At 57.9% G+C, this 22,509-nt stretch carries 22 protein-coding genes and 7 pseudogenes; 7 read left to right on the top strand and 22 right to left on the bottom strand.

What is annotated here, in order from left to right:
• The first annotated feature begins 254 nt into the window (after positions 1–254).
• From JCM25414_RS02820 to JCM25414_RS21290, 3 genes are all read left to right on the top strand, one after another.
• Positions 255–515 (top strand): hypothetical protein, encoded by a 261-nt coding sequence (locus JCM25414_RS02820; RefSeq protein ID WP_148300920.1) that lies wholly within the window; start codon positions 255–257, stop codon positions 513–515.
• Positions 516–670: 155 nt separating this feature from the next.
• Positions 671–1,507 carry a Hint domain-containing protein gene (locus JCM25414_RS21295; protein WP_025840661.1) on the top strand — a complete coding sequence of 279 codons (837 nt, stop codon included), beginning with the start codon at positions 671–673 and terminating at the stop codon, positions 1,505–1,507.
• Positions 1,492–1,926: a hypothetical protein gene (locus tag JCM25414_RS21290; RefSeq protein ID WP_025840660.1), complete on the top strand. Its 435-nt coding sequence runs from the start codon at positions 1,492–1,494 to the stop codon at positions 1,924–1,926. Before JCM25414_RS21295 ends, JCM25414_RS21290 begins: the two co-directional genes overlap by 16 nt.
• Positions 1,927–2,615: 689 nt before the next feature.
• On the opposite strand, the gene JCM25414_RS02805 is transcribed toward JCM25414_RS21290, so the two are convergent.
• From JCM25414_RS02805 to JCM25414_RS02750, 18 genes and pseudogenes are all read right to left on the bottom strand, one after another.
• The gene (locus tag JCM25414_RS02805; RefSeq protein WP_025840659.1) at positions 2,616–3,074 is read right to left on the bottom strand and encodes a periplasmic heavy metal sensor; all 459 of its coding nucleotides are present in this window, start codon (positions 3,072–3,074) and stop codon (positions 2,616–2,618) included.
• Positions 3,071–3,580 (bottom strand): hypothetical protein, encoded by a 510-nt coding sequence (locus JCM25414_RS21285; protein ID WP_025840658.1) that lies wholly within the window; start codon positions 3,578–3,580, stop codon positions 3,071–3,073. The genes JCM25414_RS02805 and JCM25414_RS21285 overlap by 4 nt, the downstream gene beginning before the upstream one ends.
• A complete protein-coding gene (locus tag JCM25414_RS02795) occupies positions 3,559–3,849 on the bottom strand; it encodes an RNA polymerase sigma factor (protein WP_025840657.1) in 291 nt (96 codons plus the stop codon). The genes JCM25414_RS21285 and JCM25414_RS02795 overlap by 22 nt, the downstream gene beginning before the upstream one ends.
• Complete coding sequence (locus tag JCM25414_RS26390; protein ID WP_369345982.1) at positions 3,759–4,094, bottom strand: sigma-70 family RNA polymerase sigma factor; 336 nt, start codon at positions 4,092–4,094, stop codon at positions 3,759–3,761. Before JCM25414_RS26390 ends, JCM25414_RS02795 begins: the two co-directional genes overlap by 91 nt.
• A gap of 352 nt (positions 4,095–4,446) precedes the next feature.
• A complete protein-coding gene (locus JCM25414_RS02790) occupies positions 4,447–5,280 on the bottom strand; it encodes a TIM barrel protein (protein ID WP_025840656.1) in 834 nt (277 codons plus the stop codon).
• 79 nt (positions 5,281–5,359) lie between these two features.
• Complete coding sequence (locus JCM25414_RS02785; RefSeq protein ID WP_025840655.1) at positions 5,360–5,749, bottom strand: tautomerase family protein; 390 nt, start codon at positions 5,747–5,749, stop codon at positions 5,360–5,362.
• A gap of 59 nt (positions 5,750–5,808) precedes the next feature.
• Positions 5,809–6,930 (bottom strand): Gfo/Idh/MocA family protein, encoded by a 1,122-nt coding sequence (locus JCM25414_RS02780; protein ID WP_025840654.1) that lies wholly within the window; start codon positions 6,928–6,930, stop codon positions 5,809–5,811.
• A gap of 16 nt (positions 6,931–6,946) precedes the next feature.
• Entirely contained in the window at positions 6,947–7,069 is a 123-nt protein-coding gene (locus tag JCM25414_RS25720; RefSeq protein WP_277910975.1) for a hypothetical protein, read from the bottom strand.
• A 12-nt stretch (positions 7,070–7,081) separates the two neighbouring features.
• Positions 7,082–7,303, bottom strand: a pseudogene (locus JCM25414_RS25715) (MFS transporter); the annotation flags it as partial.
• A gap of 103 nt (positions 7,304–7,406) precedes the next feature.
• Positions 7,407–8,387: pseudogene (locus JCM25414_RS16455) on the bottom strand (sugar porter family MFS transporter); the annotation flags it as partial.
• A gap of 193 nt (positions 8,388–8,580) precedes the next feature.
• Positions 8,581–9,594, bottom strand: coding sequence for a Gfo/Idh/MocA family protein (locus JCM25414_RS02770; RefSeq protein ID WP_025840653.1), 1,014 nt, complete (start codon positions 9,592–9,594; stop codon positions 8,581–8,583).
• Positions 9,595–9,618: 24 nt separating this feature from the next.
• Positions 9,619–10,505, bottom strand: a pseudogene (iolB, locus tag JCM25414_RS16450) (5-deoxy-glucuronate isomerase).
• The gene (locus JCM25414_RS24345; RefSeq protein ID WP_242403315.1) at positions 10,450–10,602 is read right to left on the bottom strand and encodes a hypothetical protein; all 153 of its coding nucleotides are present in this window, start codon (positions 10,600–10,602) and stop codon (positions 10,450–10,452) included. Before JCM25414_RS24345 ends, iolB begins: the two are co-directional and overlap by 56 nt.
• Before the next feature lie 125 nt (positions 10,603–10,727).
• A pseudogene (locus tag JCM25414_RS24340) lies at positions 10,728–10,907 on the bottom strand (myo-inosose-2 dehydratase); the annotation flags it as partial.
• A 26-nt stretch (positions 10,908–10,933) separates the two neighbouring features.
• On the bottom strand, positions 10,934–11,311 hold the full coding sequence (locus JCM25414_RS24335; protein WP_242403297.1) for an IolE/MocC family protein: 378 nt from the start codon (positions 11,309–11,311) through the stop codon (positions 10,934–10,936).
• Positions 11,312–11,361: 50 nt separating this feature from the next.
• A pseudogene (locus JCM25414_RS16440) lies at positions 11,362–12,800 on the bottom strand (thiamine pyrophosphate-dependent enzyme).
• Positions 12,801–12,887: 87 nt separating this feature from the next.
• A pseudogene (locus JCM25414_RS26385) lies at positions 12,888–13,325 on the bottom strand (thiamine pyrophosphate-binding protein); the annotation flags it as partial.
• The gene (locus JCM25414_RS02750; protein WP_025840652.1) at positions 13,234–15,159 is read right to left on the bottom strand and encodes a bifunctional 5-dehydro-2-deoxygluconokinase/5-dehydro-2-deoxyphosphogluconate aldolase; all 1,926 of its coding nucleotides are present in this window, start codon (positions 15,157–15,159) and stop codon (positions 13,234–13,236) included. The pseudogene JCM25414_RS26385 and the gene JCM25414_RS02750, both read right to left, overlap by 92 nt.
• Positions 15,160–15,371: 212 nt before the next feature.
• Here JCM25414_RS02750 and JCM25414_RS16435 point away from each other — a divergent pair, with 212 nt between their 5' ends.
• Complete coding sequence (locus JCM25414_RS16435; RefSeq protein ID WP_159101700.1) at positions 15,372–16,448, top strand: MurR/RpiR family transcriptional regulator; 1,077 nt, start codon at positions 15,372–15,374, stop codon at positions 16,446–16,448.
• A gap of 23 nt (positions 16,449–16,471) precedes the next feature.
• Here the strand turns inward: JCM25414_RS16435 and JCM25414_RS24330 are convergent.
• The 4 genes and pseudogenes from JCM25414_RS24330 to JCM25414_RS16425 form a co-directional block, all read right to left on the bottom strand.
• Positions 16,472–16,732: pseudogene (locus tag JCM25414_RS24330) on the bottom strand (glycosyltransferase family 25 protein); the annotation flags it as partial.
• Positions 16,651–16,953, bottom strand: coding sequence for a hypothetical protein (locus tag JCM25414_RS23600; protein ID WP_199897584.1), 303 nt, complete (start codon positions 16,951–16,953; stop codon positions 16,651–16,653). The gene JCM25414_RS23600 and the pseudogene JCM25414_RS24330, both read right to left, overlap by 82 nt.
• A 100-nt stretch (positions 16,954–17,053) precedes the next feature.
• The gene (locus tag JCM25414_RS02730) at positions 17,054–18,004 is read right to left on the bottom strand and encodes a 2-hydroxyacid dehydrogenase (protein WP_025840649.1); all 951 of its coding nucleotides are present in this window, start codon (positions 18,002–18,004) and stop codon (positions 17,054–17,056) included.
• 58 nt (positions 18,005–18,062) lie between these two features.
• Positions 18,063–18,737: a dimethylarginine dimethylaminohydrolase family protein gene (locus tag JCM25414_RS16425; RefSeq protein WP_369345978.1), complete on the bottom strand. Its 675-nt coding sequence runs from the start codon at positions 18,735–18,737 to the stop codon at positions 18,063–18,065.
• A gap of 435 nt (positions 18,738–19,172) precedes the next feature.
• Between JCM25414_RS16425 and JCM25414_RS02720 the strand changes: the two genes are divergently transcribed.
• From JCM25414_RS02720 to JCM25414_RS02710, 3 genes are read left to right on the top strand one after another with little or no spacing between them, the layout of a single operon-like run.
• Positions 19,173–20,129, top strand: a complete 957-nt coding sequence (locus JCM25414_RS02720) for a LysR family transcriptional regulator (protein WP_051535659.1) — start codon at positions 19,173–19,175, stop codon at positions 20,127–20,129.
• On the top strand, positions 20,129–21,706 hold the full coding sequence (locus JCM25414_RS02715; RefSeq protein WP_081775772.1) for an ABC transporter substrate-binding protein/permease: 1,578 nt from the start codon (positions 20,129–20,131) through the stop codon (positions 21,704–21,706). Before JCM25414_RS02720 ends, JCM25414_RS02715 begins: the two co-directional genes overlap by 1 nt.
• Positions 21,696–22,457, top strand: a complete 762-nt coding sequence (locus JCM25414_RS02710; RefSeq protein WP_025840646.1) for an amino acid ABC transporter ATP-binding protein — start codon at positions 21,696–21,698, stop codon at positions 22,455–22,457. The genes JCM25414_RS02715 and JCM25414_RS02710 overlap by 11 nt, the downstream gene beginning before the upstream one ends.
• The last annotated feature ends 52 nt before the right edge of the window (positions 22,458–22,509 follow it).

The following is a 22,509-nucleotide window of genomic DNA, read 5'->3' as shown; positions in this document are numbered from 1 at the left end:
GCGGATGCTCATCGAAACTCTCTATCACTGAGACAGGATAAAGTGGCTACACCACGATTACTATCAAGGTGCTATTGATAGTTATTATCAATTACTCTCTACCAATCGTTCTCGACAAGCTGGCTGACGATCAAATACTCCAGAATCCTCTGTTTTTTGGACGGTCGTCCCTAGAAGATCTGCGGTGTACTTTCGATCTCATTCAAGTATTCGTGATGATGCCGAATCATTGATCCAATAATGATCAGGAAATTGTGACAATTCATGTGTTTCCGTCCGACAAACGCGGGCCCCCCGTATCAGGAAAAATCAGTTTTTCAGGGGGCTTCTCAATCATGAGCATATCTGTCCAGAACGATCTCAATCAGGCGGCTGCACCAGAAGCAGTCGATCAGCAGAAAAAGCAAGCTGCGGCGGCTCAGGCGGACGCGCTGCTTCGCGCCTCGCCGGACGCGCAGATTGTGGTCGGCCCTAATTCCGGCAAGGTCAACTATGAGAACCAAGCAACTATCTGATCGATGGGGGCACACTCAACCTCGACACGAGCGCTGGGCTGCTTGGATTCGGCAAGACCTCGAATGCATATGCCAATGTTGGCGCGGATGGTGGTACAGTAAACGTCGACCTAGACTCATCAATATTTAGTGGTTTTTCTGGAAACTATGAGTATGTGCTTAATGTCAATAATATACCCCCTGAAAAGCTACTTATCACATTCGATCTCAACGCCCCTTCCAAGAAGGCAACGATTTCGTATGATGGTATGAACACGACTATCAAGATCAAGGTGGTAGGCGGATTCATTATCACAAGTTCTATCACTGTATATATTGTTATTACAGGAAATCCAAACAACATGCCCACCGGAACGCTTGATCTTCTTTATTCAGGAAATACAGGTCAAGTCACTATAAGATGCTATGCAGCGGGCACAAAAATCCGAATTCCTGAAGGCGAAATCAACGTCGAAGATCTCAAAATCGGCAGTATCGTGACGACTTTAGAGGGAGATCGTCAAAACACGTCCAAGGTGAAATGGGTCGGCAAAAGAGCCGTCACAGTCTTGGATGATGATGACCGTCTTGTCAGAATCAAGCGTAACGCTTTTTCAACACAGGTGCCTCTGGATGATCTGCTTGTAACCCCGGAGCACTGCATCTTCATCGAAGGGCAGTTCGTCCCGGCACGGATGCTGGTGAACGGGTCATCAATCGCTCTGGATGAGGCCGAGCAATTCGATGTGTATCACTTCGAGCTCGAAAAACACTCGGTCGTCATTGCAAATGGATTACTGTCTGAAAGCTACCTGGATACCGGCCACAAAGATCTTTTTATCGAACATCCGAAGCCATATCTCGTGATCAATGGTACCTCCACGCCCATATGGGGGCGGGATTCTGCAGCACCTCTTTGCACAGAACGACGCATTGTCGAGACGCTTTTCAACGAACTTGCGGCGCGCGCCAAGCACTCGGATTTGTCGACAATCTTGTGCCGCATAACCTGACGCCCGACCCACAGATCCGGATCGTGCTGGAGGATGGCAGCTCCCTCACTCCTACGCGTGTGAACGGCACCCGTTTTATTTTCAGGATTCCTGCCAACACGTCGCGCGTGTGGATTGCCTCACGGCATAGCCGCCCATGTGATATAGAGGGGCCGTTCGTTGATGACAGGCGCAAACTGGGGGTGTCGGTGGGTTCGATCTCGCTCTTCACAGCGCAGGGGCTGTGCTCGATCGACACACATATGGATGAATTCTCCCTTGAAGGCTGGCATCCCAGAGAAAGCGAGGTCGGTCGGTGGACAGACGGCTATGCTGAACTCCCCCTGACCACTGTAGACAACAGTGAGCCTGCCATCCTTTCGCTGGAGATCTTCTCGCAAGCGCACTATCTCGAACAGCCCGAAGAGATAATCGTCTGACCTGTTTTCAGGATCAGAAAAACAGTCACTTGCGGTCTTGGCAAAACGACCGCCAGCATCGGTTCGACTGAAAGGACCAGACAAGATCATGCATCGTTCTGAACCTCTGTCGAACCTGCTGACCCATCATGATTGTCGAGCGTGGCTATTTGCCGCGGGCTTCCGCCGGGCATACCTGAGTTCACGATCCCACTTGTAGCCGGCCAGAGATCTCATCAGATCCGAAGCTGAACCTGTGTTTTCAGGACGCCTCGCACATTACCTGCTCGTGAGTGAACGGAGAGAGTTTCTTGCTAAAGCGAACCGTCGTCATTGAGCCGAGCACTTTGCTTCGTGCCTCACCCTCTCCTGCAATGCAGAGGGGTCTTACCTCAGTGATTGCCGCGAACTCGGAGGCTGATGCAGTCAATGACAATCCTGCCACCACACAAAACAGGCGTCATCGACACCCACGTTCAGGGTATATTTCTCGGCAGCGGGAATGTGATGACCGCCCCGCACAATCAGGGGACCTCTCGCATTGCGGCTCACGGAGCACGTTGGCAAGGGCGCAGCTTTCGCGCCTCAAAGTACCGCAGGTCGAACCGTATATCTTCGCAAGCCATCAAAGGCATGATCTTCGAGACGTCGTCGCAGCGCGAGCTGAGAAGATGCTCGAGATGTATTGCCTCACTGGCAGAGACCTGCGCTTACGACCTGCAACGAGGCTGCTTGGGAAAGGCCTCTATGAGGGCTTTTCGACCAGGTAGCGAGATATCGGAAAATGCGTTTACAAGCGATCCCCTGAACACAGTCATGAAGACATTCCATGATTCCTGCCACTCCACGATGCGATCGGCGACGTCGCTTTTCGAAAAGGGCTCCTGCGTCAAAGACCTGTCGAGAGCATCGCGACGATTGCCGATCATCTTGAGCTGATCGATGTAATGTGGCACGTCCTGCTTCAGAGCCGTCGCAAATTTTTCCCTGTCTGCGCGAGGAAGCGCCGCGACGACGCCAGCAAAAGTAATGCGCCTGTCGATACAGATTGGAGACCGATTCTGAACAAATCGGACGCCCAGAAAAGATACGAAGAAGAGATTGAGCATGACTGACGAGATAATCAGAAAACTGCGTAAGGAGAGGCCGGGCTTCCTGACAACTGTCACAGCATCATCCCGAGAAATGCCGAATCAAGGGAGGCGAGCATCGACAAATCGACACCCGTATTGACGGGATGGAGCCCGAACCACAGACCGGTGACGCATGACGTCGCACAGAGCATGCACAGCGCAAGTCGGTGCTCACGCCATCCCCCGATGAGTGACTTGAAATTTTCGGCTGAGCGAGCGCCTGCAGACCTTAGATCCGAGGAACGAAATTTCCGCACGGGAATTTGTTCGACCTCGCCAATCATGGACATGACGTTCGCTTCCAGACGCGTCGCCGCATCCGAGACTTTCGCATCTGACGGCGTGAGCCTTGTGAGAGCGCCTTTGACGTAGAAATCGATGGACTGGGCATTACGCAGGACGTCAGCGGCTTCCGAACTCTCACTCACCAGCACAGAGGCGTCATGCCGCTCTTCGGCAGGCCATCGTCTGAGGTCGCCGCCATAAGCCTCGGCGAGATGTCTGAAGCGCTTTACGTTCATCATGATGACCTGCGAGTCCATTTCATCTTCATTTCCGAGATTTCAGTCTCGAGAAGTGTCCTTGCCGATTTGAGCAGGCGCTCGACCTTTTTGCGAGAAACTCCCATCAGTGCTGCCGTCTCAGTGCCCGAACGCTCTTCCCCGTACACAAGATTGATCGCCACCCTTTGTTGCACAGGTATCCGCGCCAAAGCTACGGTCAACAACATTTCCATTTCTTTACGTTCGATCGCCTCTTCGGGCGACAAACCCTCATCCGGGACGTCAAACGCCTCTGGCAGAGGCTCCACTTTTTCCGGCGCATGTAGTCAATACATGTATTCACGACAATTTTGTGCATCCAGGTCGAAAATTTGGAAAGGGACGAACTATAGGCAGAGGCATTTTTCCATATCTTTACCAAAACTTCCTGAGAGATTTCCTCAGATGCTTCGAAGGCTCCCGTAATTCTTATTGACAGCTTCAAAATACGCCCACTGTAACGAGACACTATCTGTCCGAACGCAACTTGGTCACCGTCAGCAGACAACTGCATCAATACCTCGTCTGACATATTGGCATAGGAATCCGTCTGCCCAGCCATTCACCGAGGTCCTGCGCCGTGTCGTGCATGTTTCATCTGCCTGCAAACCACCATGATCGTTCCTATCAGACAGATAGGGCTCGCCTGGCTCTCTTTGCTCAGGGTGTCCTATCCCGTGTCTGGTACGAATCGAATGCTCTGCCAGGCCCTCTTGAGTACCTGTTATCACGCAGATTTGTATAGAGACTTCCCTATCGCATCGCACAAGGTTTTGCGCAAGCGGCGCTCGCGGCACGTCGGATTGTCAGAAATCTCAGCGTGGTGCGCCCACTCGTGAAAGCTTGCCCCGCCCCACGGCGCGGGATCAAGGCTCGCTGCTGGGTGAGTCGGAAAAAGCCGCCACAAAACGGTTCAAAGCGCGTTCACTGTCTTGATCGGACGCCCACGCTTCAAGCCCGATGACGCCGGTATATCCTATCTCTCTCAGCGCACGGGCGATTGCAGGATAGTTGATCTCGCCTGTTCCCGGCTCGCAGCGACCCGGAACATCGGCAATCTGGATTTCTCCAATGAGCGGCTGAGTCTTCCTCAATAGCGAGATCAGGTCGCCCTCGCCGATCTGGGCATGATAAAGGTCAAGCATGAGACGCAAGGAGGGGTGATCTACGCTTCTGACCAGCGCTGCGCAGTCCTGAGCGCGACCGAACGGCACGGCCGGATGATCGACTGCAGCATTGAGATTTTCGAGAACGAACATAACGCCTGCGCTCTCTCCCAGATCGGCAAGACGGGAGAGCGTGTCACGAGCCTTCATCCACATGGCGCCGTCTGGCCCATTGAGGCACTTCACCACGGGCAGCCCGTCGGGCCCTAATCCGGTGCCATGCAGATTGAGCCTCGGTATGCCGAGCTCTCTCGCTGCCTGAATGGAGAGCGCCGCAGTGCGCAGCATCTCGGCAGCGCCTTGATCATCAGCCAGCGTGCCGTTGATGTAACCGGTCATGGAGGAAAACACGGCACCAGTAGCCGCCAGATTTTTCAGATCATGCCGGGTCCAGTCCCATATCTCGACCAGAAAGCCTTTCTGCGCGAGATACCGGACCCTCTCGAGGATCGGCATCTCAAGCAAGATCATCTCGGCACATACTGCGAGAGAAAACGGTGCCGTGCGCTGAGAGAGCGTGAGACCATCTGTCACAACAATATTCCTTTCAGCCGGACGCTCCGTCAGATCCGTATTTATCCCTGATGATAGACTGCCGCGATCGGTCGGAGCGTCAGAGCTCTCCTGTCAGAAACTGGGCGCGCCCATGACCGAAAGACCAATGCGCATCTTCATTCTCGACGACCGAAACCATGACGTCCGAAGGCGCGATACCGCATTCTTTCTGCAGACGCTCAGTGAGGCGGCGATAGAATGCAGCGTTCTTCGCCTCACCCCGTGGCCTGCTGAACATCTGCAGCACGAGCATCCTGTCGGTTCGGGGGATATCGAGTCCGGTATCCTCAACGATCATATGGGTCTTTTTGTGCTCCGAGACGATCTGATAGCGGTCTCCGCGCGGCACCTCGAACACCTCGAGCATCGCCTCATGGGCCGCGTCGAGCATCGCCTTGATCTCGATGTCGCTGCGCCCTTCGACGACGTGAAAATGCAGTAGCGGCATGGTCTTTCCTTGTCCTGAATACGTCCTCCCCGGTGATGGCCCGGGGAAGATGGCTTGGCTCAGAGCGAGAGCCAGGTTCTGTCTTTGTGCGACATGACGGCGGCATCGATCAGACGCTGCACTTCCCACGCCTCGCGGAAATCGGGGCTCGCGGCCACACCCTGATCGATGGCGCGAATGAACTCCGCCATCTCGATGGTCTTGAGGTCGTTGAAGCCGAGATGATGTCCACCCGCCACGCAGAATGCCCCGTAAGGCGCATGCTGCGGGCCGGATTCGATCACGCGAAAGCCATTGCTCCGCGTGTCTTCACCTGCCTTGAAATACTGCAGTTCGTTCATGCGCTCCTGATTGAAAACCAGCGTGCCCTTGCTGCCGGAGACCTGAAAACCAAGCTGCATGTTGCGCCCCGTCGCCAGCCAGTTGGCTTGAAGCGTGCCAAAGCAGCCACGCTCGAAACCGACGATCATACGGGCAATATCATCCACCCCCACCGCCTTGCGCTCGCTGCTGCCCGGCTTGACCGGGCGCGTCTTGATGGGCGTATCGAGCTGGGCGAAAACCTGCGTGACCGGGCCAAGCAAAAAACGGGCAATGGCAATGATATGGCTGCCGACATCGGCAATCGCGCCCTGCCCGCCAGCCGGATCGCAACGCCATGACCAGGGCGTCTGCGGATCGGCCATGAAGCCCTCGGCATGAATACCGTTAAAATCGGTAATCTCGCCGAGTTCGCCAGAAGCGATCATCTCGCGCGCATATTTCAGAAGCGGGTTCTTGAGATAATTGAAGCCGCTCGCCGTGCGCACGCCTGCCCGCTCGGCGGCAAGCGTCATCTCCTGTGCATCGCCAGCACTGATGGCGAGTGGTTTTTCACAGTGGACATGCTTGCCCGCCGCGATAGCCGCGAGCGCCATCTCCTTGTGAAACAGCGTGGGAGTCGTGATCGACACCACGTCGATTTCAGGGTCCTCGATAAGCTTCTGCCAGTCGGTCAATGCCTTGTTGAAACCGAATTGGTGTTTGAACATCTCGGCACGGGCGCCATCGATATCAGCCACCGCGTGGAGCATCGGGCGGGGAATATTGTCAAACACATTGCCAGCTGCCTGATAGGAGAGCGCATGGGCCTTGCCCATGAAGCCCGTACCGATCAGACCGACGCGAAGTGTCTTTCTCATGATCGTCGCTCCTCTCTCAGACATGTCTGGTGGTGTTGGCCGCAACCGATGCGGTCGTGGCAGAAGCTGAGCGATGATTGATCATCGTATCCTCGATCTTTTCGAGCGCGACGCCCTTGGTCTCAGGCACGAATTTCATCACGAACCACAGTGCGAACAGGCCCAGAATGGCGAAGAGCCACATCGAGAATGCACCGTGAAATTGCTCTGAGAGATATTTGTTTTCGCTCAGCATCGGGAAAAACTGACTGACGACGAAGTTCATGCCCCATTGAGACGTCACGGCGAGACTGATGCCCACTGCGCGGAAACGATTGGGAAAAATCTCGGAAATCAGGATCCAGCAGACAGGTCCCCAGGACAGGCCGAACATGAGCATGAAAACCAGCATGCCCGACAGCGCCATGAGCCGGTGGACTGGGTGTAGAGCCCCATGACACCACAAGCAGGCCCAGCACCATGCCGATGGAGCCCCAGAGCATCAGCGGTTTGCGTCCGTGACGATCGACGATCCAAGCGCCGATGATGCAGCCGAGCAGAAGCGCAAAGCCGATCCAGATCGTCTGGAACAAGGCCGCCTGCAGACTGCCGCTGGTCGATTTCAGCACCATCGGCGCATAATACATCATGACATTGATGCCGGTGACCTGCTGCAACGCAGCGATGCTGGCCCCCACGAAAATGATCCAGCGTGCCCGTGCATCGCCAAGAACCTTGGTAAAGCCGAGCGACGACTGCGCGACAGCACCCAGAGACTGTTTGATTTCCGAATGCAGGTTGCGAGCGTGATGTTCGTTCGAGATACGCGTGAGCGTTTTCAGTGCTTCGTCATGACGGCCTTTGAGCACATGCCAGCGCGGAGATTCCGGGATGAAGAAAATCATCGCACAGAAAAGAATGCACGGCACGATTTCAGAGCCGAACATCCAGCGCCACCCCATATCGAGCAGCCATTCGGGCGTTGCGGAACGCGCAATCAGGTAGTTGACGATAAATACCACGACCTGGCCGAATACAATCGCGAACTGCTCCATGCTCAGCGCGCGCCCGCGCATGTCTTTGGGTGAGACCTCGGACATGTACATGGGCGAGACCGCCGATGCGACGCCGACCGCGATACCCCCAAGCATGCGATAAATGACGAACCACGTAAAATCGGTTGCCAGTGCCGTGCCGATCGACTGCACGCTGAACAGCAACGCGCAGATGAATAACGTCATGCGACGACCAAGACGGTCGGCCATGGCACCCGAAATGATGGCGCCAACCATGCAACCTATTACGACATTGGAAACGGCCCAGCCGGTCTGGGCAGGAGAGAGATGAAAATATTCCTGCAACGGCGAGATCGCGCCGGAAATAACCGACGTATCATAGCCGAAAAGGATTCCGCCCAGAGCCGCGATCGCACAGATGCGCAGCACATAGCCCACATCATGACGCTCTGACTGCACCATGACGACGTCTTTTACTCTTCTCATGAAATGTTCTCCTGTCCCGGCGCTTCATCACCGGGAGAGACAGTCATTGAATGGGTTCAGACAGCCGTTCTGGATCCTGTGCGCCCTGTGCTGCTTGCGGGCCTGCGATAAACGCGGCAGATCCTGACGGCTCCCTTTCGTGCGGTTTGTCCCTTCCGCTCGTTAAAATTCAGCCGCCGTAAAGCGCAGGGCGCGGCTTCATCGAGATTGGCTCGATCCGGCCGCTCTCCTGCGCCTTGACGCAGGCATCGGCGGCAACCGAAGCGCAATACCCGTCCCATGAGGTCGCACCATTAAGCGCACCCGCCTTGACACCGTTGATGAAATCCTGAACCTCGACGTCATAGGCAGCGATGAAACGCTCCTTCCAGTCGGTCATGATTTCGGTCGAAAGCGCCGCAGCTTTGCGCAATTCGACGGCTGGCGGCATCGGCAGGCTGGCTTCGCCCAGCTCTCCCACCACCGCGCATTTGATGTCATAGCCGTACTGACAGTTCACGAATATTTCGACATCGATACGGATGCCTTTTTTCGTTTCCAGCAGCACGATCTGCGGATCGCGAATATGCTCCATGGCCTTGCTGCTGCTGCGCGGGAAAATAACCTGCGCGCTGACGTAATCATCGCCCAGCATCCAGCGGAACACATCCAGCTCATGAATGAGCGTGTCGGTGATGCCCATATCGGTCTTGTAGTTTGCCCCCACGCGCTGGTTGCGATGAGCGGCGTGAATCATCAGCACTTCGCCGATCTCGCCCTTGTCGATCAGGGCCTTGAGCGCGCGATAGCCCGTGTCATAGGGACGCATGAACCCGACCTGAACGAGGCGCTTTCCATGGGCAGCCTCGGCCTCGACGATTTTCAGGCAGTCTTCTGCGCTCGTTGCCAAAGGCTTTTCGCAGAAGACATATTTCTTGTGACGAATGGCCTCGAGCACATAGCGCGCATGCGTGCCCCCCCAGGAGGTTACGATCACGGCCTCGACTTCGGGCAGGGCGATCAGCGATTCACCATCTTCCGGCACTTTGGCGCCGGGCGCGTATTTCTCGGCCACTTTACGGGCGCGATCGAGATCAACATCGGTAACGGCGACGATCTCGGCGCCTGAAAGCGCCTGCATGCAGCGACGGATATGGTCTTCACCAATGGCACCCGTGCCGATGACACCAATTTTGAGAGTCATGTTTCTGAACTCCGCTTTTCCGGCTCAGTAAGGAAGAAAGGCCTGGTCGGGATCCATGGTGAATTTCCACACCCGGCGCGGCCCTGCCATCACGTTGAGGTAATAGAGATCGAAGCCATGCGGCGCACCGACCGGGTGATATCCCTTCGGCACCATCACCACATCACGATCGGCAACGGCCATGGCCTCGTCCAGCGAACCATCCTTGGTATAGACACGCTGCAGCGCGAAGCCGCTCCCGCGTTTCAGACGGTGATAATAAGTCTCTTCGAGATAGGTCTCGTTGGGAAAATCATCGGTGTCGTGTTTGTGCGGCGGGTAGCTCGACCAATGACCACCCGGCGTGATGACCTCAACCACCAGCAATGTTTCTGCCGGCGCCGTATCGGGCAGGATATTGCGCACGAAACGCTGATTGGTGCCGGTGCCTCGCGTCAGTTCGCCCACGTCATCGGGCGCGATCACCCTTGCAGGGTATTTCCCCTTGGCGGGCGAGCCGCAAACCGCAAGCTCCACAGGCGTTTCGGCCTCTACCCGCCAATCGGCCCCGGAGGGTAGATAGACCGACCATGGCGCCCCGCTGAAGGGTCCATACGCTCGCCCAGCACCCCGAAATCCTGACCGGCACCGATAATGCGCGCCTTACCACTAACGAGCACGAGACAGGTCTCGTTCGGCCCCGTGCGATCGGCAATCTGCTCGCCTGCGGCCAGAGACCGAATGTTGAAATCGATATAACCCCAACCCGCCGATTGCGGCGTCACTGCGACTGTCCGCTTTTTCTCATCCGGTTTGTGCGAATGCACCAGAAGCTTCGAACTCATGACGAGGCTCCGTTCATATGGCCCGTCGCAATCAACGTATCGACAGATAATTGCGGCCCATACGCGCGTAGACGAGCGGGTTGGCAATTTCGGGGTCCTGCTCGGCCTCAAGCACGATCCAGCCCGAATAATCGGGCAGCTCGCGCATGACACGGGCATAATCGATGCAGCCATCGCCCGGCACGGTGAATACGCCAGACAGTAGCTGCGCAGAAAGCTCCAGTCATAGACATCGGCCTGAGCGCGCTTGAACGGGCGGATATCCTTGCCATGCACATGACGGATACGATCACGATAAGAGCGCGCCAGCTCGGCCGGATCGGAACCGCCCCAGAGCGCATGGCCGGTATCGAGCAGCAATTTCACCGAAGGGCCGGTCAGATCCATGAAACGACCGATATCCTCACGCGACTGGACCACCGTGCCCATGTGATGATGGTAAACGAGGTCGATGCCGTGATCGGCTAGGAAATCGGCCACGACCGTCATGCGTCGGGCGAATTCCGCCCACTCGCCTACGGCCAGATAGGGACGCGCAGAAAGCGGGGTATCGATCTGGCGTGGATGGCATTCGAGGTTTCTGCTGCAATACAGACCTTGCATCCCATACCCTTGAGCAATTCGAGACGCGGCTTGAGGGCGGCTATTTCCTCTTCGGCACTGCGGGTCAGCAATTCGGTCGACCACCAGCCGGAAATGAATTCGAGCCCGAACGGATCGAGCGCCGCCTTCATGCCGGAAACGGTCTGAGGGAATTTATGACCCAGCTCCATGCCCTGGATCCCGGCCTTTTTGGCTTGGGCCAGACACATTTCGAGCGTGGTGGACGCGCCAACCGACTGCATGTCGTCATTGGACCAGATGATTGGATTGGCGCCGATCTTGATCGTCATACTCGTCTCCTTGCCCCGCACCTTAAGGCGCGGGGCGGCGTGAATCTGTCTCAGTTACCGATGCGCTGGGTGCCGCGTTTGCGCTCGTAGCCCGCACGCGCCTCCTCGACCTGATGTCTGGGCGAGACTTCGGGCACGGCGACATCCCACCAGGCGCCGCCATCTGTCGTGGTCGGCGCCGGATCGGTATCGATCACCAGAACGGTAGTACGATCGGCCGAACGGGCGCGCTCGACAGCCTCGGTCAGGGCTGAAAGGCCAGAGACTTTTTCGGCATGAGCGCCGAGACCATGGGCCAGCTGCACGAAATCGATCTTGAAAGGCCGCACCTGATGGCAATCTTCCCAGAGGTTGTTGAATGGGGCTCCGCCACATTCCTGCTGCAGACGGTTGATGCAGCCATAACCATGATTATCGAGCAGCACGACAATCAGCTTCTGGTCGAGCATGACCGAGGTCGCGATTTCGGTATTCAGCATCAGCCAAGAGCCATCGCCCAGCATCACGATCACCTCGCGATCAGGACAGGCCATTTTGACGCCGAGCGCTCCGGCCAACTCGTATCCCATGCAGGAAAAGCCATATTCCATATGGTATCCACCGGGCTGTTCGGCCTGCCAGTGTTTCTGCAATTCGGCTGGCAGACCACCAGCGGCGCAGACGACCGTATCGGTCGGGCGCCCGGTGCGCTGCACGGCACCGATCACCTGCGCGTCGGTCGGCAGGGTTTTCTGACCTGCGTCGGGTAGAGCCTGATAGCGCGCCGAAATTTCCATCCAGTTCCGGTATTCCCGCTCGGCCTTGCCGGTCCAGTCCGATGCGGCTTTCCAGCCTTTCAACCCGGCTTCGAGCGCAGCCAGCGATTTGCCGGCATCACCGACAACGGCCAGCGCCAGATGCTTGGTGGCATCGAAATTCTGTATATTGAGCGAAACGATTTTCATGTCCGGGTTAGAGAAAAGCCCCCATGACCCGGTGGTGAAATCGGCCAGGCGCGTGCCGACCGCAATCACGAGATCAGCTTCTGCCGCCATGGCATTGGCTGCCGAACTGCCGCTGACGCCGATACCGCCCATATTCAGGCTGTTCGATGTCGGCAGAGACGAGCGCCCCGCCTGCGTCTCGCAACGGGAATACCTTTTTCGGCGCAGAATGCTGCCAGCTGCTTCTCGATACCAGCATACAGCACACCACCACCGGCGATCACCAGCGGTTTGCGCGACTGGCATATCAGGGCAATCGCCTCTTCGAGCTCGAATTCATCGGCCAGCGGGCGACGGATGCGATGAATACGTTCTGCAAAGAAGCTCTCGGGGTAATTGAAAGCCTCTGCCTGTACGTCCTGACACAGCGAGAGCGTGACAGGACCACATTCTGCAGGATCGGTCAGCACGGCCATCGCGCGGTTGAAAGCGGGCACGATCTGCTCGGGCCGGGTGATCCGGTCGAAATAGCGCGAGACCGAGCGAAACGCGTCGCTCGCGCTCACCGTGCCATCGCCGAAATCCTCCACCTGCTGCAGGACCGGGTCTGGAATGCGATTAGCAAACACATCACCTGGCAGAAGCAGAACCGGCAGACGGTTGACATGCGCCACCGCCGCACCCGTCACCATATTCAGGGCGCCAGGCCCGATGGAGCTGGTGCAGGCCATGGCCCTGCGACGGCGCGAGGCCTTGGCGAAAGCCGTCGCCGCGTGAACCATGCCCTGCTCGTTATGACCGCGCAGGGTGGGCAATGTCTCCCGCTGGGCATGCAGCGCCTCACCCAGACCGGCAACATTGCCATGGCCGAAAATCGCCCAGACACCGGCAAAGAAGGCTCGATGCGCCCGTCGATTTCGGTCTTCTGCGCCATCATGGCCCGCACAAGGGCCTGGCTCATGGTCAAACGGATCGTCTTCATTCCCCTGCTCCCTGGCTTTAGGCGCTGGCGCCGGAAAGCGCGGCCTGATCGCGAGACGTCCAGGCCTCGACAAAGGCGCTGAAACGGCGCGCCATCTCGGCAACAGCATGCTCATCTGTGGTTTTTCCGGCCAGCCAGTCACGGGCTGGCTGGGCAAAAATGGTGCGCCCTATGGCGAAACCCTTGACCCAGGGCGTTGCGGCCGAGGCCTTGAACGCCTCCATCAATTCTTCTGCCGGGGCATCGAGGCCCAGAATGACCACACCACGGCAATGCGGGTCGCGGGCCTCAATAACAGCACCGATTTTCTCCCACGCCTTGGGGTCGCGCTGCCCTTCGAGCTTCCACCAGTCGGGACGCAACCCGACATCGTAGAGACGCGACAGAATGGATGAGACCGTGTCGCTGGTGAGCGCGCCATTCTTGCCCGCAATGATCTCGATCAGGATTTCCTTGCCAAGCTTGCGGCAAGCATCCTGCGCACGGATCAGCTCGCGTTCCTGACGCTGCTTCAGATCATCACTGTCATCGGGGTGATAGAAGCACAGGCATTTGATCACCTGCGCGCTCGGCCACTCCACCAGATGGGCGCCGAGCGAACCGCCACATTCGAAGTCGAGCGGGCGAGACCCGGTCTTTTCGATCGGGCGTGCCGTCCAGAGACCGGCATGGGACGCGTCGAAAAGCGCATCCTGTCCGTAACGTCCATCCATGAACACGCCAAAACCGGGGCGTCCCTGCGCTACATTCTTCGCCGCCTGAACCGCGAGTTGCTTGAATTTCGGCAGACGGTCGAAAGAGGCGCCAACTGACGTGGCGATCTCCTCGAGCTGCAGGCGGTGATCGCAGGCAAGCGCCATGATGGGCATAATCTGCGAACGGCGCGTCGTGGCCCAATGCAGATGATTGAGCGCATCATCGCGACGCAGCGCACGCTGGCTGCTGCCTTTTTCGAGGAAATAGCTCAACTCTTCCCAAGTCGGGATTTCAGACGAGCAGAGCAGGCGCGATACGGCAAACGCACCGCAGGCATTGGCGAAGCGGCAGCATTCGGCAATTTTCTCGCCTCTTACCCATCCGCGCAGGAAACCCGACATGAAGGCATCGCCAGCGCCCAGCGTATTATAGACCTCAACCGGAAAACCGGGGCCTGAAATACCGTCTTCCAGCGATGGCGGAATGGCCGCTTCGAAAACAACGCACCCCATAGGCCCGCGCTTGCAGACGATCGTCGCCTTTGAAACGGCCCTGATGGCGCGAATGGCCTCAAGCGTGTCTTCGCTGCCACCGGCGATATGCAGCTCTTCTTCCGTGCCGACAATCAGATCGCAATGGGGCAGGATTTCTTTCAGATGGGCCGTCACGCTGTCGGATTTGACGTAGCGTGACTCCCCGTCGCCGATCCCGGCCAGCCCCCAGAGATTGGGACGGTAATCGACATCGAACACGACCTTGCCGCCATGCTCATGCACCAGATCCATCGCCTTGCGCTGTGCCTTGGCCGAAGCAGGACGCGAAAAATGCGTGCCAGTGACGACAACCGCTTTCGTGCGCGCAATCAGCGCCGGGTCGATATCGCCTTCATCGAGCGCCGCATCCGCACAATCGGTGCGATAAAAAAGCAGCGGGAAATTTTCGCGGTCGCGCACGCCAAGAATGGCGAGCGCCGTAAACCGGTCGGGATCGACGCGCACGCCATCGGTGCAAACCCCTTCACGCTGAAGCTGCTCGGTGATGAATCGACCGAAATGCTCGTGACCCACACGGGTAATGAGCGCCGATTTCAGCCCGAGCCGGGCAGTGCCGATCGCAATATTGGCCGGGCACCCGCCGACAGCCTTGCTGAAGCTGGCCATATCTTCGAAACGGCCACCGATCTGCTGGCCGTAAAGATCGACTGAAGAACGTCCTATCGCGACGATATCGAGATCCTGTCCGCGCATCCCCGACTCCTGCAGCATGTTACGTTGAGCATGATAAGAACATACATTCTGTTCTTGGTCACGTTATAGAATGGACATTCCCTAATTTTCTTTAACTTCGCACGCGTATGTGATTAACTTGCTGCCATCACCCGGATCGGGCAGCCCCGCCGCTTCGCGCTCCGTCCATGAAATGCTATGGAATTTTTATTCCCTTTTCGGATTGTGCTGAATTGACCGAGACCCCCGAAGACCCCGCTCCGACCCAATCCGATTTCGACGCGTTTCATCATCGCTTGCGCCTGTGCTACGCCGACCTCCCGAAAAGACTGCTGCAACTGGCCGATTTCGTCAGCAATGCACCAGATGAAGTGGCGCTTGGCACGGTCAGCTCGCTGGCAAGCCAGGCGAGTGTGCAGCCTTCTACGGTGGTACGTTTTGCCCGCACGCTCGGCTTTGCCGGATTTTCGGATATGCAGGCTGTTTTTCGTGACAGGCTGCGTGTCCGCAATGTCGCCTATCGTGACCGGGTAAACGCGCTGCATCGCGTGGATGGCGAGGCCGTCGAGGCCTCGGTCATTTTCAACGGTTTTTACGAAGCGGCCCAGGATTCGCTCCGTGCGCTTCAGACCCAGCTCATGCCTGACAGGCTCGAAGCCGCGGTCACCACACTGGCCCAGGCCGAGTGTCTGTATCTGTTAGGGCTGAGACGCTCGATGCCGGTCATACGCTATCTGTCCTATCTCCTGGCGAAGCTCGATATCCGCCACCAGATCATCGGACTCGAAACCGGAATGGAGGAAGAAAGCTTTGCTCATGCCGGCCCGAAAGATGCTGCCCTGCTTCTGAGCTACAAGGCCTATGCCCCGCGAACCGTGGAATTATTCGAGGCCCTTGAAGCGCGAAGCGTGCCGGTCATTTCCATGACCGATAGCGCAGCCAGCCCCGTCATCCCGCAATCGGGACTGTGGCTCGAAGTGCATGAGGCCGATTTTCAGGCTTTCGCTCGAATGCAGCCTCAATGGTTCTGGTCTCGACACTCGCCGCCGCCGTGGCCGAACGGCGAGGCTGAGTATCAGGCGCCCCTTTCAGACCGGCCTTCGCGTAGACGAAGACGCCTTGTCATTGGGGGATATGGCCAGAGGTGGAAAGGCGCCGAACGCATTGAGCTGCCTGAAATGATAGGATGTCACGACATCAATGCCGACATTACGGACCATCCGATCCAGCCCCAGTTGCTGATATTCCTGCGCCCGCAAAGGCAGGCATCGCTCCAGAAGGCCCGTGCGCCTTTGGGCGACACGACATAGGCGCAAAGACCGAACGCCTGTAGCAGCCTGAAAATGCGCGCTTCGACAGCCTCATCAGCAAAAAGAGCGGCGTTTTTCTGCATCATTTTTTCATCGAGCGTCACGGTGCCACGGGTAATACCGGGCAAGGCATCAATCGTGATGGGCGCATTGAAATTATAGCCCAGTAAAATGACGTCCCATCCCTCAGGCAGGGAGGCGATCAGCCTGTCGCTTTCAGCGACAAAATTGCGGCAGAGAAGGGCGTCATCTTCGAAAATAGCCAATGGTGCCTCCTGCTGCACCGCCTGGCTCCACAAACCGAGATGAGAGAGAGCGGCACCCAGGCTCCCTGGGTATAACGCAAGCCGGTTTCCGCCACGCCACGCTTGACCAGATCATCAACGCAGAGTGTCTGCCCTTCCACGCCGTCGACGCGCTCGATCAAGCCGACATGCCCGTTTGATTGAAGAAAGGACGCCCATCGCTCCTTATCGACCTCTCGATTGATCACGACACGGCGCATCTCTTTTATTCTCCTTTGCGACAAACAAGCCCATCAGGTTTTGCGGTCTTATAATGCGCGCAGCAAGAAGGGGGAGGCAAGCCGGGTTGGAGCGGGAGGGTCAGTACCCTCTGGCGCGATCGTAGAGCAGGGCGGGGGACTCACCGCATTCTATCTGTCGGATAACCTCGGCCAGATAGCGCACCTGCGCCTCTCTTGACGCTTCAGAGGCGATATGCGGCGTGAGAGTGATTTTCGGATGATCCCAGAGCGGTGACTCCGAGCCGAGGGGCTCCTGCGCCTGCACATCCAGCACGGCACCGGAGAGATGGCCGCTCTCCAGAAGAGCCAGAAGTGCCGCCTCCACCAGATGATCCCCACGCCCGACATTCACCAGGCCCGCGCCCGGTTTGAGCCCGGACAGAAAGGCCGCATCGAGCAGACCACGCGTCTGGGGGGTGCTGGGCAGAAGATTGACCAGCAGATCGGTGCTGCCCAGCAGATCGGGCAGGGCATCGCGCCCCACATGAACGGCAACCCCCTCATCCTGTCCGCCCTCACCTGAGCGGCGCCAGGCCGACACGATAAAACCCGCGCGCGCCAGACGCTGCGCCACCACGGCGCCAATCTTGCCATAACCCAGCACGGTCACGCGGGTCCGGTCCGAGCCGCGCGATACCAGATTGCGCGCCCACACATGGTTGCCCTGCTGCAGCGCCCATGTGCGGGCATCGCGTAGCAGGCCAATCAGCGCCCAGAGAACATAGTCGGCCATGAGCGTGCCCGTCTCGCCGCCGCCCATACGCACGAGCTTCACATGATGCGGAAAATCGGGGCTGGCAACCAGATGATTGACCCCGGCCCCAGTGCAGAGAATGCTACGCAAATGGTGCATTTCGCGCAAATCGTCATCCGACGCCTCCCAGACCAGGGCGTAATCTGCGTCTTCGCGACAGGTCTGAGGATCAAACCAGGACAGGATCTCGATATCGGGGGCGTGGCGCGCAAAGGACTCGCGCCAGCCTTCGTAAGCCTCCGCGCCATCGGCGCTGATGATCAGACGTGGTGCCATGGCATGCCCCTTTGCCAGTTTGCGAAATACCCTTTTTTCAGCGCCGAAACGGACGGCATCAATCTTTCAGACTGGCACGTCTGAGCGGCATCGTCATGCAGTGAATACTGCCACCGCCCTGCGAAAACTGGTCGAGCGGGGTATCGAGCACGGTCAGGCCATGATCGCGCAGCATGGCGTTGATGCGCGTCGAATGCGCCGGGCTGACCACGCGCCCCTCACCCAGAGCCAGCACATTGCAGCCCATATCGCGCATGGCCTCCTTATAGGTCACGGGCAGGATACGGATCTTCTGCGCCTCAAACCAGGCGAGATCATCATCCTCCAGCACATCGACCACGCCGATCGCAAGGTCGTTGGTCACCATGGTGAAGATCACGTCTAGATGCAGGAAATGTTCTGGAAAGTGGATCATGCGGCAGGTCCAGCCTGCCTCTTCGAAGGGCTTCATGAAGGCCCGTGCGCCCTCGATGGTGGTGCGCCCGCCGCTCACCCCGACCGCCAGAAGACCGGGACGGATGACATGGATATCCCCGCCCTCGACAAAGCCTTCGGTGCAACGGGAAATGATCGCGTCCTCGCCGTAAAACGCCTCGATACTCTGCGCTTCTGGCTGGCGTTCGGGCCGCATGAGTCGCGTGACCACCGTGCCCCAGGGCGTGGTCTGAGACGAATCGCGCGTATAGACCTGATAGGGCAGCCCTTCCTGAGGGGTCAGGAAGTGGCAGCGCACCCCGCGCCTTCGAGAAGGGCCACCAGACCGTCGAATTGCTGGCGTAGCAGTGCCGGATCAGGCGGGCGCCACTAGCCAGCGTGCGTATGGCGATGTCGTTGCTCGGGTTCCAAGTGTAGAAATCGGGCGGACAGAGAAGCACATCCGACAAGGTTCCGGTTTCGCTATCGATGAACCAGCGCTCAACGGTCATCGTCTTCTCCCTTTTTCGATGCAATGCCGCCCTTGCCGGGCTGGACCAGACGCTAGGATGGGCGCGGTCATTCCTCAATCACAATGAGGTGGAGTTTGGTTTGGCGTTTCATAAATTAAAAGATGCACGCCCAGCCGCCATACTCCAGATACGGCGCCGAGTGTATCGGAAGCGGTACAAACGGTTGATCGTGTGGCAGGGAGAGATATCATTGCATGCTGTCTGAAACAGGATCATTGCCCTTGTCCCGTCTGCGCCCCACCCCAACACCGCGCCGCCTGCCCCGTGCCAGCGGGTTTCAGGGGCGTATCGCCGAGGTCGATCTGCGTCTTCTGCGCGTCTTTGCCTGTGTGGCGCAGCATGGCGGATTCGCAGCAGCCGAGCTGGCACTCGGTAAAAGCAAATCCTCGATCAGCATCGATATTGCGGCCCTTGAAGACCGGCTGAGCATGGTGCTCTGCCATCGTGGGCGCGCCGGTTTTGCCCTGACACGCGAGGGTGAAGGCGTGCTTGAGGCCACGAGCAGACTTTTTAACGATATCGATCTGTTCCAGCAGCGGATCAACGATGTCAGCGGCACACTCTCAGGTCGGTTCTGCCTCTATCTGCCCGATAATATCCAGTTTCATGGCGAGACCGCTCTGCTGCGCGCCATACATATCTTCACCACACGCTACCCGGCGGTCGAGATGGATGTGCGTTCCGCTTCGACACGCGATGTGGAGTTTGCCGTACGCAATGGCACCGCGACTGCCGGCATCACGCTCTATCCGCATCAGCAGCCGGAAATGCAGGCCACCGCCCTGTTCAGCGAACGCTCCAATCTCTATTGCGGTGCGCGCCACCCGCTTTTCGACAGGCCGGAAGAGGCCATCGATATCGCCTCCCTCGCCGAAGCGCGCATGATCAGCGTCAGCGATGCGGCGTCTTCCCCAAGATGGGATGAACTGCGCCCTTCCATGAATTTTGCTGCCAAGGCCGATAACATCGATTCACGCGCCCTGCTGATCCTGTCGGGTATGTATATAGGCTTTCTGCCGGAGCTTTTCGTCACCCAGATGGTCCAGCAGGATCGTTTGCGCCATATCGCCTTCAACGATCTGCATCTGGTCAATCATTTCTATTTCCTGATCCGCCCCACCCCGGAAAACGGCCTTATGGCCGAAACCTTCCGCTCCATTCTCGAAGAGACATGCTGATGCGGCGCCTTCTTCAGGCTCTGGTCCTGATCACCCTTTTTCTCTCCGTCGCAGCGGCCCGGGCACAGGAGCGCCCCTCTTTCATAGAGGGCGGCGTCTTGAGGGTTTGCACCAATCCGACCCTGCCCCCCATGACCTTCGTCAACGGGGCCGATCTTTCGGCAATCGACGGGTTCGATATCGCACTCGCCCGAGCGCTGGGTACCTATTGGCACGTCCCCGTCGAATTCGAGACCATGGATTTCACAGGGCTGTTTCCAAGCCTGAGCGCCGGGCGTTGCGGGCTGGTCATCAGTGGCGTTCTGAAACAGAAATCCCGCGAGCGTCTTTTCGATGCCGTGGCCTATCTGGAAACCTCACCCGTGATCGTGGCACCGAGCAAGATCGCACCGATCAACAGCTTCGACGCGCTGGCTGGCCAGAGCCTCGCCGTTGAATCGGGCACGAGCTATGCCGCCCGTATCGAGGAGATCAATCAGGAACTTGCCGCACGCGGCAAGCCGCCCATCGCCTTGCAGCAATATCCGAGCGAGGATCAGGTGGTGCAGCAGGTTCTGGTCGGGCGCGTGCAGAATTTCCTGAGCCAGGATGTCGAGCTTTTCTATCGCGAGACCCAGCTGGGCGGGAAGCTTCATGTCATCTACAGCCCGAGCCTGCCCGGCTATTCCGAGTTCGCCCTCTATCTGCGTCGTGCCGGTCAGGATCGCGCCCTTCTGGCGAGCGCGCTCGGTACGCTGAAGCAGAAAGGCGAGATCGCCGCCCTCGAGAAGAAATGGAATGTCGGGAGCGCCGCCCGCAAGGCGCTGGGTGTGGCGGTAGAACGGCCGCGCTTCAACACGACGACCTTCTTCTCCGCCCTGTTCTCCATGGCCTTTCTCAAAGGCGCGGGCATGACGCTGGCCATTGCCCTTGCCTCTCATGCCGCCGCCATCGTGCTTTCCATCCCCATCGCACTGAAGCTGAACGCCCCGCGCTCGCTCTGGCATCCGTTTCTGCGCGCCTATGTGGCGGTATTTCGCGGCGCACCGACACTGCTCCAGCTTCTGTTCATCTGGAATGCCCTGCCCCAGTTCTTTCCGATATTCCGCGAAAGCTGGTTCTCGCCCTTTCTGGCAACATGGATCTGTCTTTCGATCAATGAATCGGCCTATCAGGTCGAGATCAACCGCGCGGCACTCAGCGCCATCGATCCGGGGCAGCTGGCAGGCGGTCAGGCGCTGGGCATGAGTCAGGCGCAGATCTATCGCCATGTGATCTTCCCTCAGGCCCTGCGCGTGGCACTGCCACCCACGATCAACGAATTCATTTCCCTGTTGAAAACCACCTCTCTGGCTTCGGTCATCTCCTTGCAGGAGCTGCTTTTCATTACCCAGGTTCAGGTAGCGCGCAGCTTCGAATTCACCGAATATTATGCGGCGGCTCTCGTCTATTATCTGGCTATGGTCTTCGCCTTTCTGCATCTGCAGAAACGCATAGAGACCCGCTTCGTCTGGGCGAGTCGTGATGGCGCCGCCCGAAAGAACGGACGAGACACCCCCGTCATGCCGGAAACAGGAGGGTCACGTCATGCTGCATAATCTGCCCCCCAACCCCGATTGCGCCCTCAGCCTGCGCAAGATGAGCAAGTTCTATGGCGAGTTTCTGGCGCTCGACCGGATCAGCCTCGATATCGGTCATGGCGAAAAGATCGTCGTGCTCGGGCCGTCCGGCTCAGGTAAATCGACACTGATCCGCACGCTCAATCGCATAGAGCCGCATGATAGCGGCGTGCTGATGATCGATGGTGAGATCATCGACGAGAAAACGAGCCTGCCTTTGCTGCGCGGTGCGGTGGGCATGGTGTTTCAGAACTACAATCTGTTCCCGCATCTCACCGTGCTGCAGAACTGCATGCTGGCACCCAGACTGGTGCGCAAGGCGCATTACGATGCGACCGACGCCCTCGCCCGCCATTATCTCGAACAGGTGGGTATTGCGGAGCAGGCCGATAAATATCCGATCCAGCTTTCGGGCGGACAGCAGCAGCGCGTCGCCATTGCGCGGGCCCTGTGCATGGCGCCCGATATCATCCTGTTCGACGAGCCAACAGCGGCCCTGGACCCCGAGGCGATCAAGGGGGTGATCGGTATTATCGATACGCTATCGGAGCGGCGGATCACCACCATCTGCGTGACGCATGAAATGGGGTTCGCGCGCCATATCGCCGATCGCGTAGTCTTCATGGATAAAGGGTCCATTCTTGAAGTCGCGCCACCCGAATCCTTCTTCAAGACACCTCAGACCGAGCGTGCGCGTCATTTTCTGGATCAGATGATTCATCATGGGTAACGATCTGACAAAGTGAGGTTTGGTTTTTTTCAATCGAACAGCAGGTCGTTTC

This window comes from Asaia platycodi JCM 25414, assembly GCF_000614545.1.
In the GTDB taxonomy this organism is placed as follows: domain Bacteria; phylum Pseudomonadota; class Alphaproteobacteria; order Acetobacterales; family Acetobacteraceae; genus Asaia; species Asaia platycodi.
This window is presented reverse-complemented; position numbering and strand designations above follow the sequence as displayed.

Excerpts from the sequence above, each read along its gene's own strand:
- JCM25414_RS21285 (WP_025840658.1), bottom strand. The coding sequence starts at position 3,580 with ATGGACTCGCAGGTCATCATGATGAACGTAAAGCGCTTCAGACATCTC.
- JCM25414_RS26390 (WP_369345982.1), bottom strand. The coding sequence starts at position 4,094 with ATGCAGTTGTCTGCTGACGGTGACCAAGTTGCGTTCGGACAGATAGTG.
- JCM25414_RS02785 (WP_025840655.1), bottom strand. The coding sequence starts at position 5,749 with ATGCCGCTACTGCATTTTCACGTCGTCGAAGGGCGCAGCGACATCGAG.
- JCM25414_RS02780 (WP_025840654.1), bottom strand. The coding sequence starts at position 6,930 with ATGAGAAAGACACTTCGCGTCGGTCTGATCGGTACGGGCTTCATGGGC.
- JCM25414_RS25720 (WP_277910975.1), bottom strand. The coding sequence starts at position 7,069 with ATGAAATTCGTGCCTGAGACCAAGGGCGTCGCGCTCGAAAAGATCGAG.
- JCM25414_RS02770 (WP_025840653.1), bottom strand. The coding sequence starts at position 9,594 with ATGACTCTCAAAATTGGTGTCATCGGCACGGGTGCCATTGGTGAAGAC.
- JCM25414_RS24335 (WP_242403297.1), bottom strand. The coding sequence starts at position 11,311 with ATGACGATCAAGATCGGCGCCAATCCAATCATCTGGTCCAATGACGAC.
- JCM25414_RS02750 (WP_025840652.1), bottom strand. The coding sequence starts at position 15,159 with ATGCGCGGACAGGATCTCGATATCGTCGCGATAGGACGTTCTTCAGTC.
- JCM25414_RS23600 (WP_199897584.1), bottom strand. The coding sequence starts at position 16,953 with ATGCGCCGTGTCGTGATCAATCGAGAGGTCGATAAGGAGCGATGGGCG.
- JCM25414_RS02730 (WP_025840649.1), bottom strand. The coding sequence starts at position 18,004 with ATGGCACCACGTCTGATCATCAGCGCCGATGGCGCGGAGGCTTACGAA.
- JCM25414_RS02715 (WP_081775772.1), top strand. The coding sequence starts at position 20,129 with ATGCGGCGCCTTCTTCAGGCTCTGGTCCTGATCACCCTTTTTCTCTCC.
- JCM25414_RS02710 (WP_025840646.1), top strand. The coding sequence starts at position 21,696 with ATGCTGCATAATCTGCCCCCCAACCCCGATTGCGCCCTCAGCCTGCGC.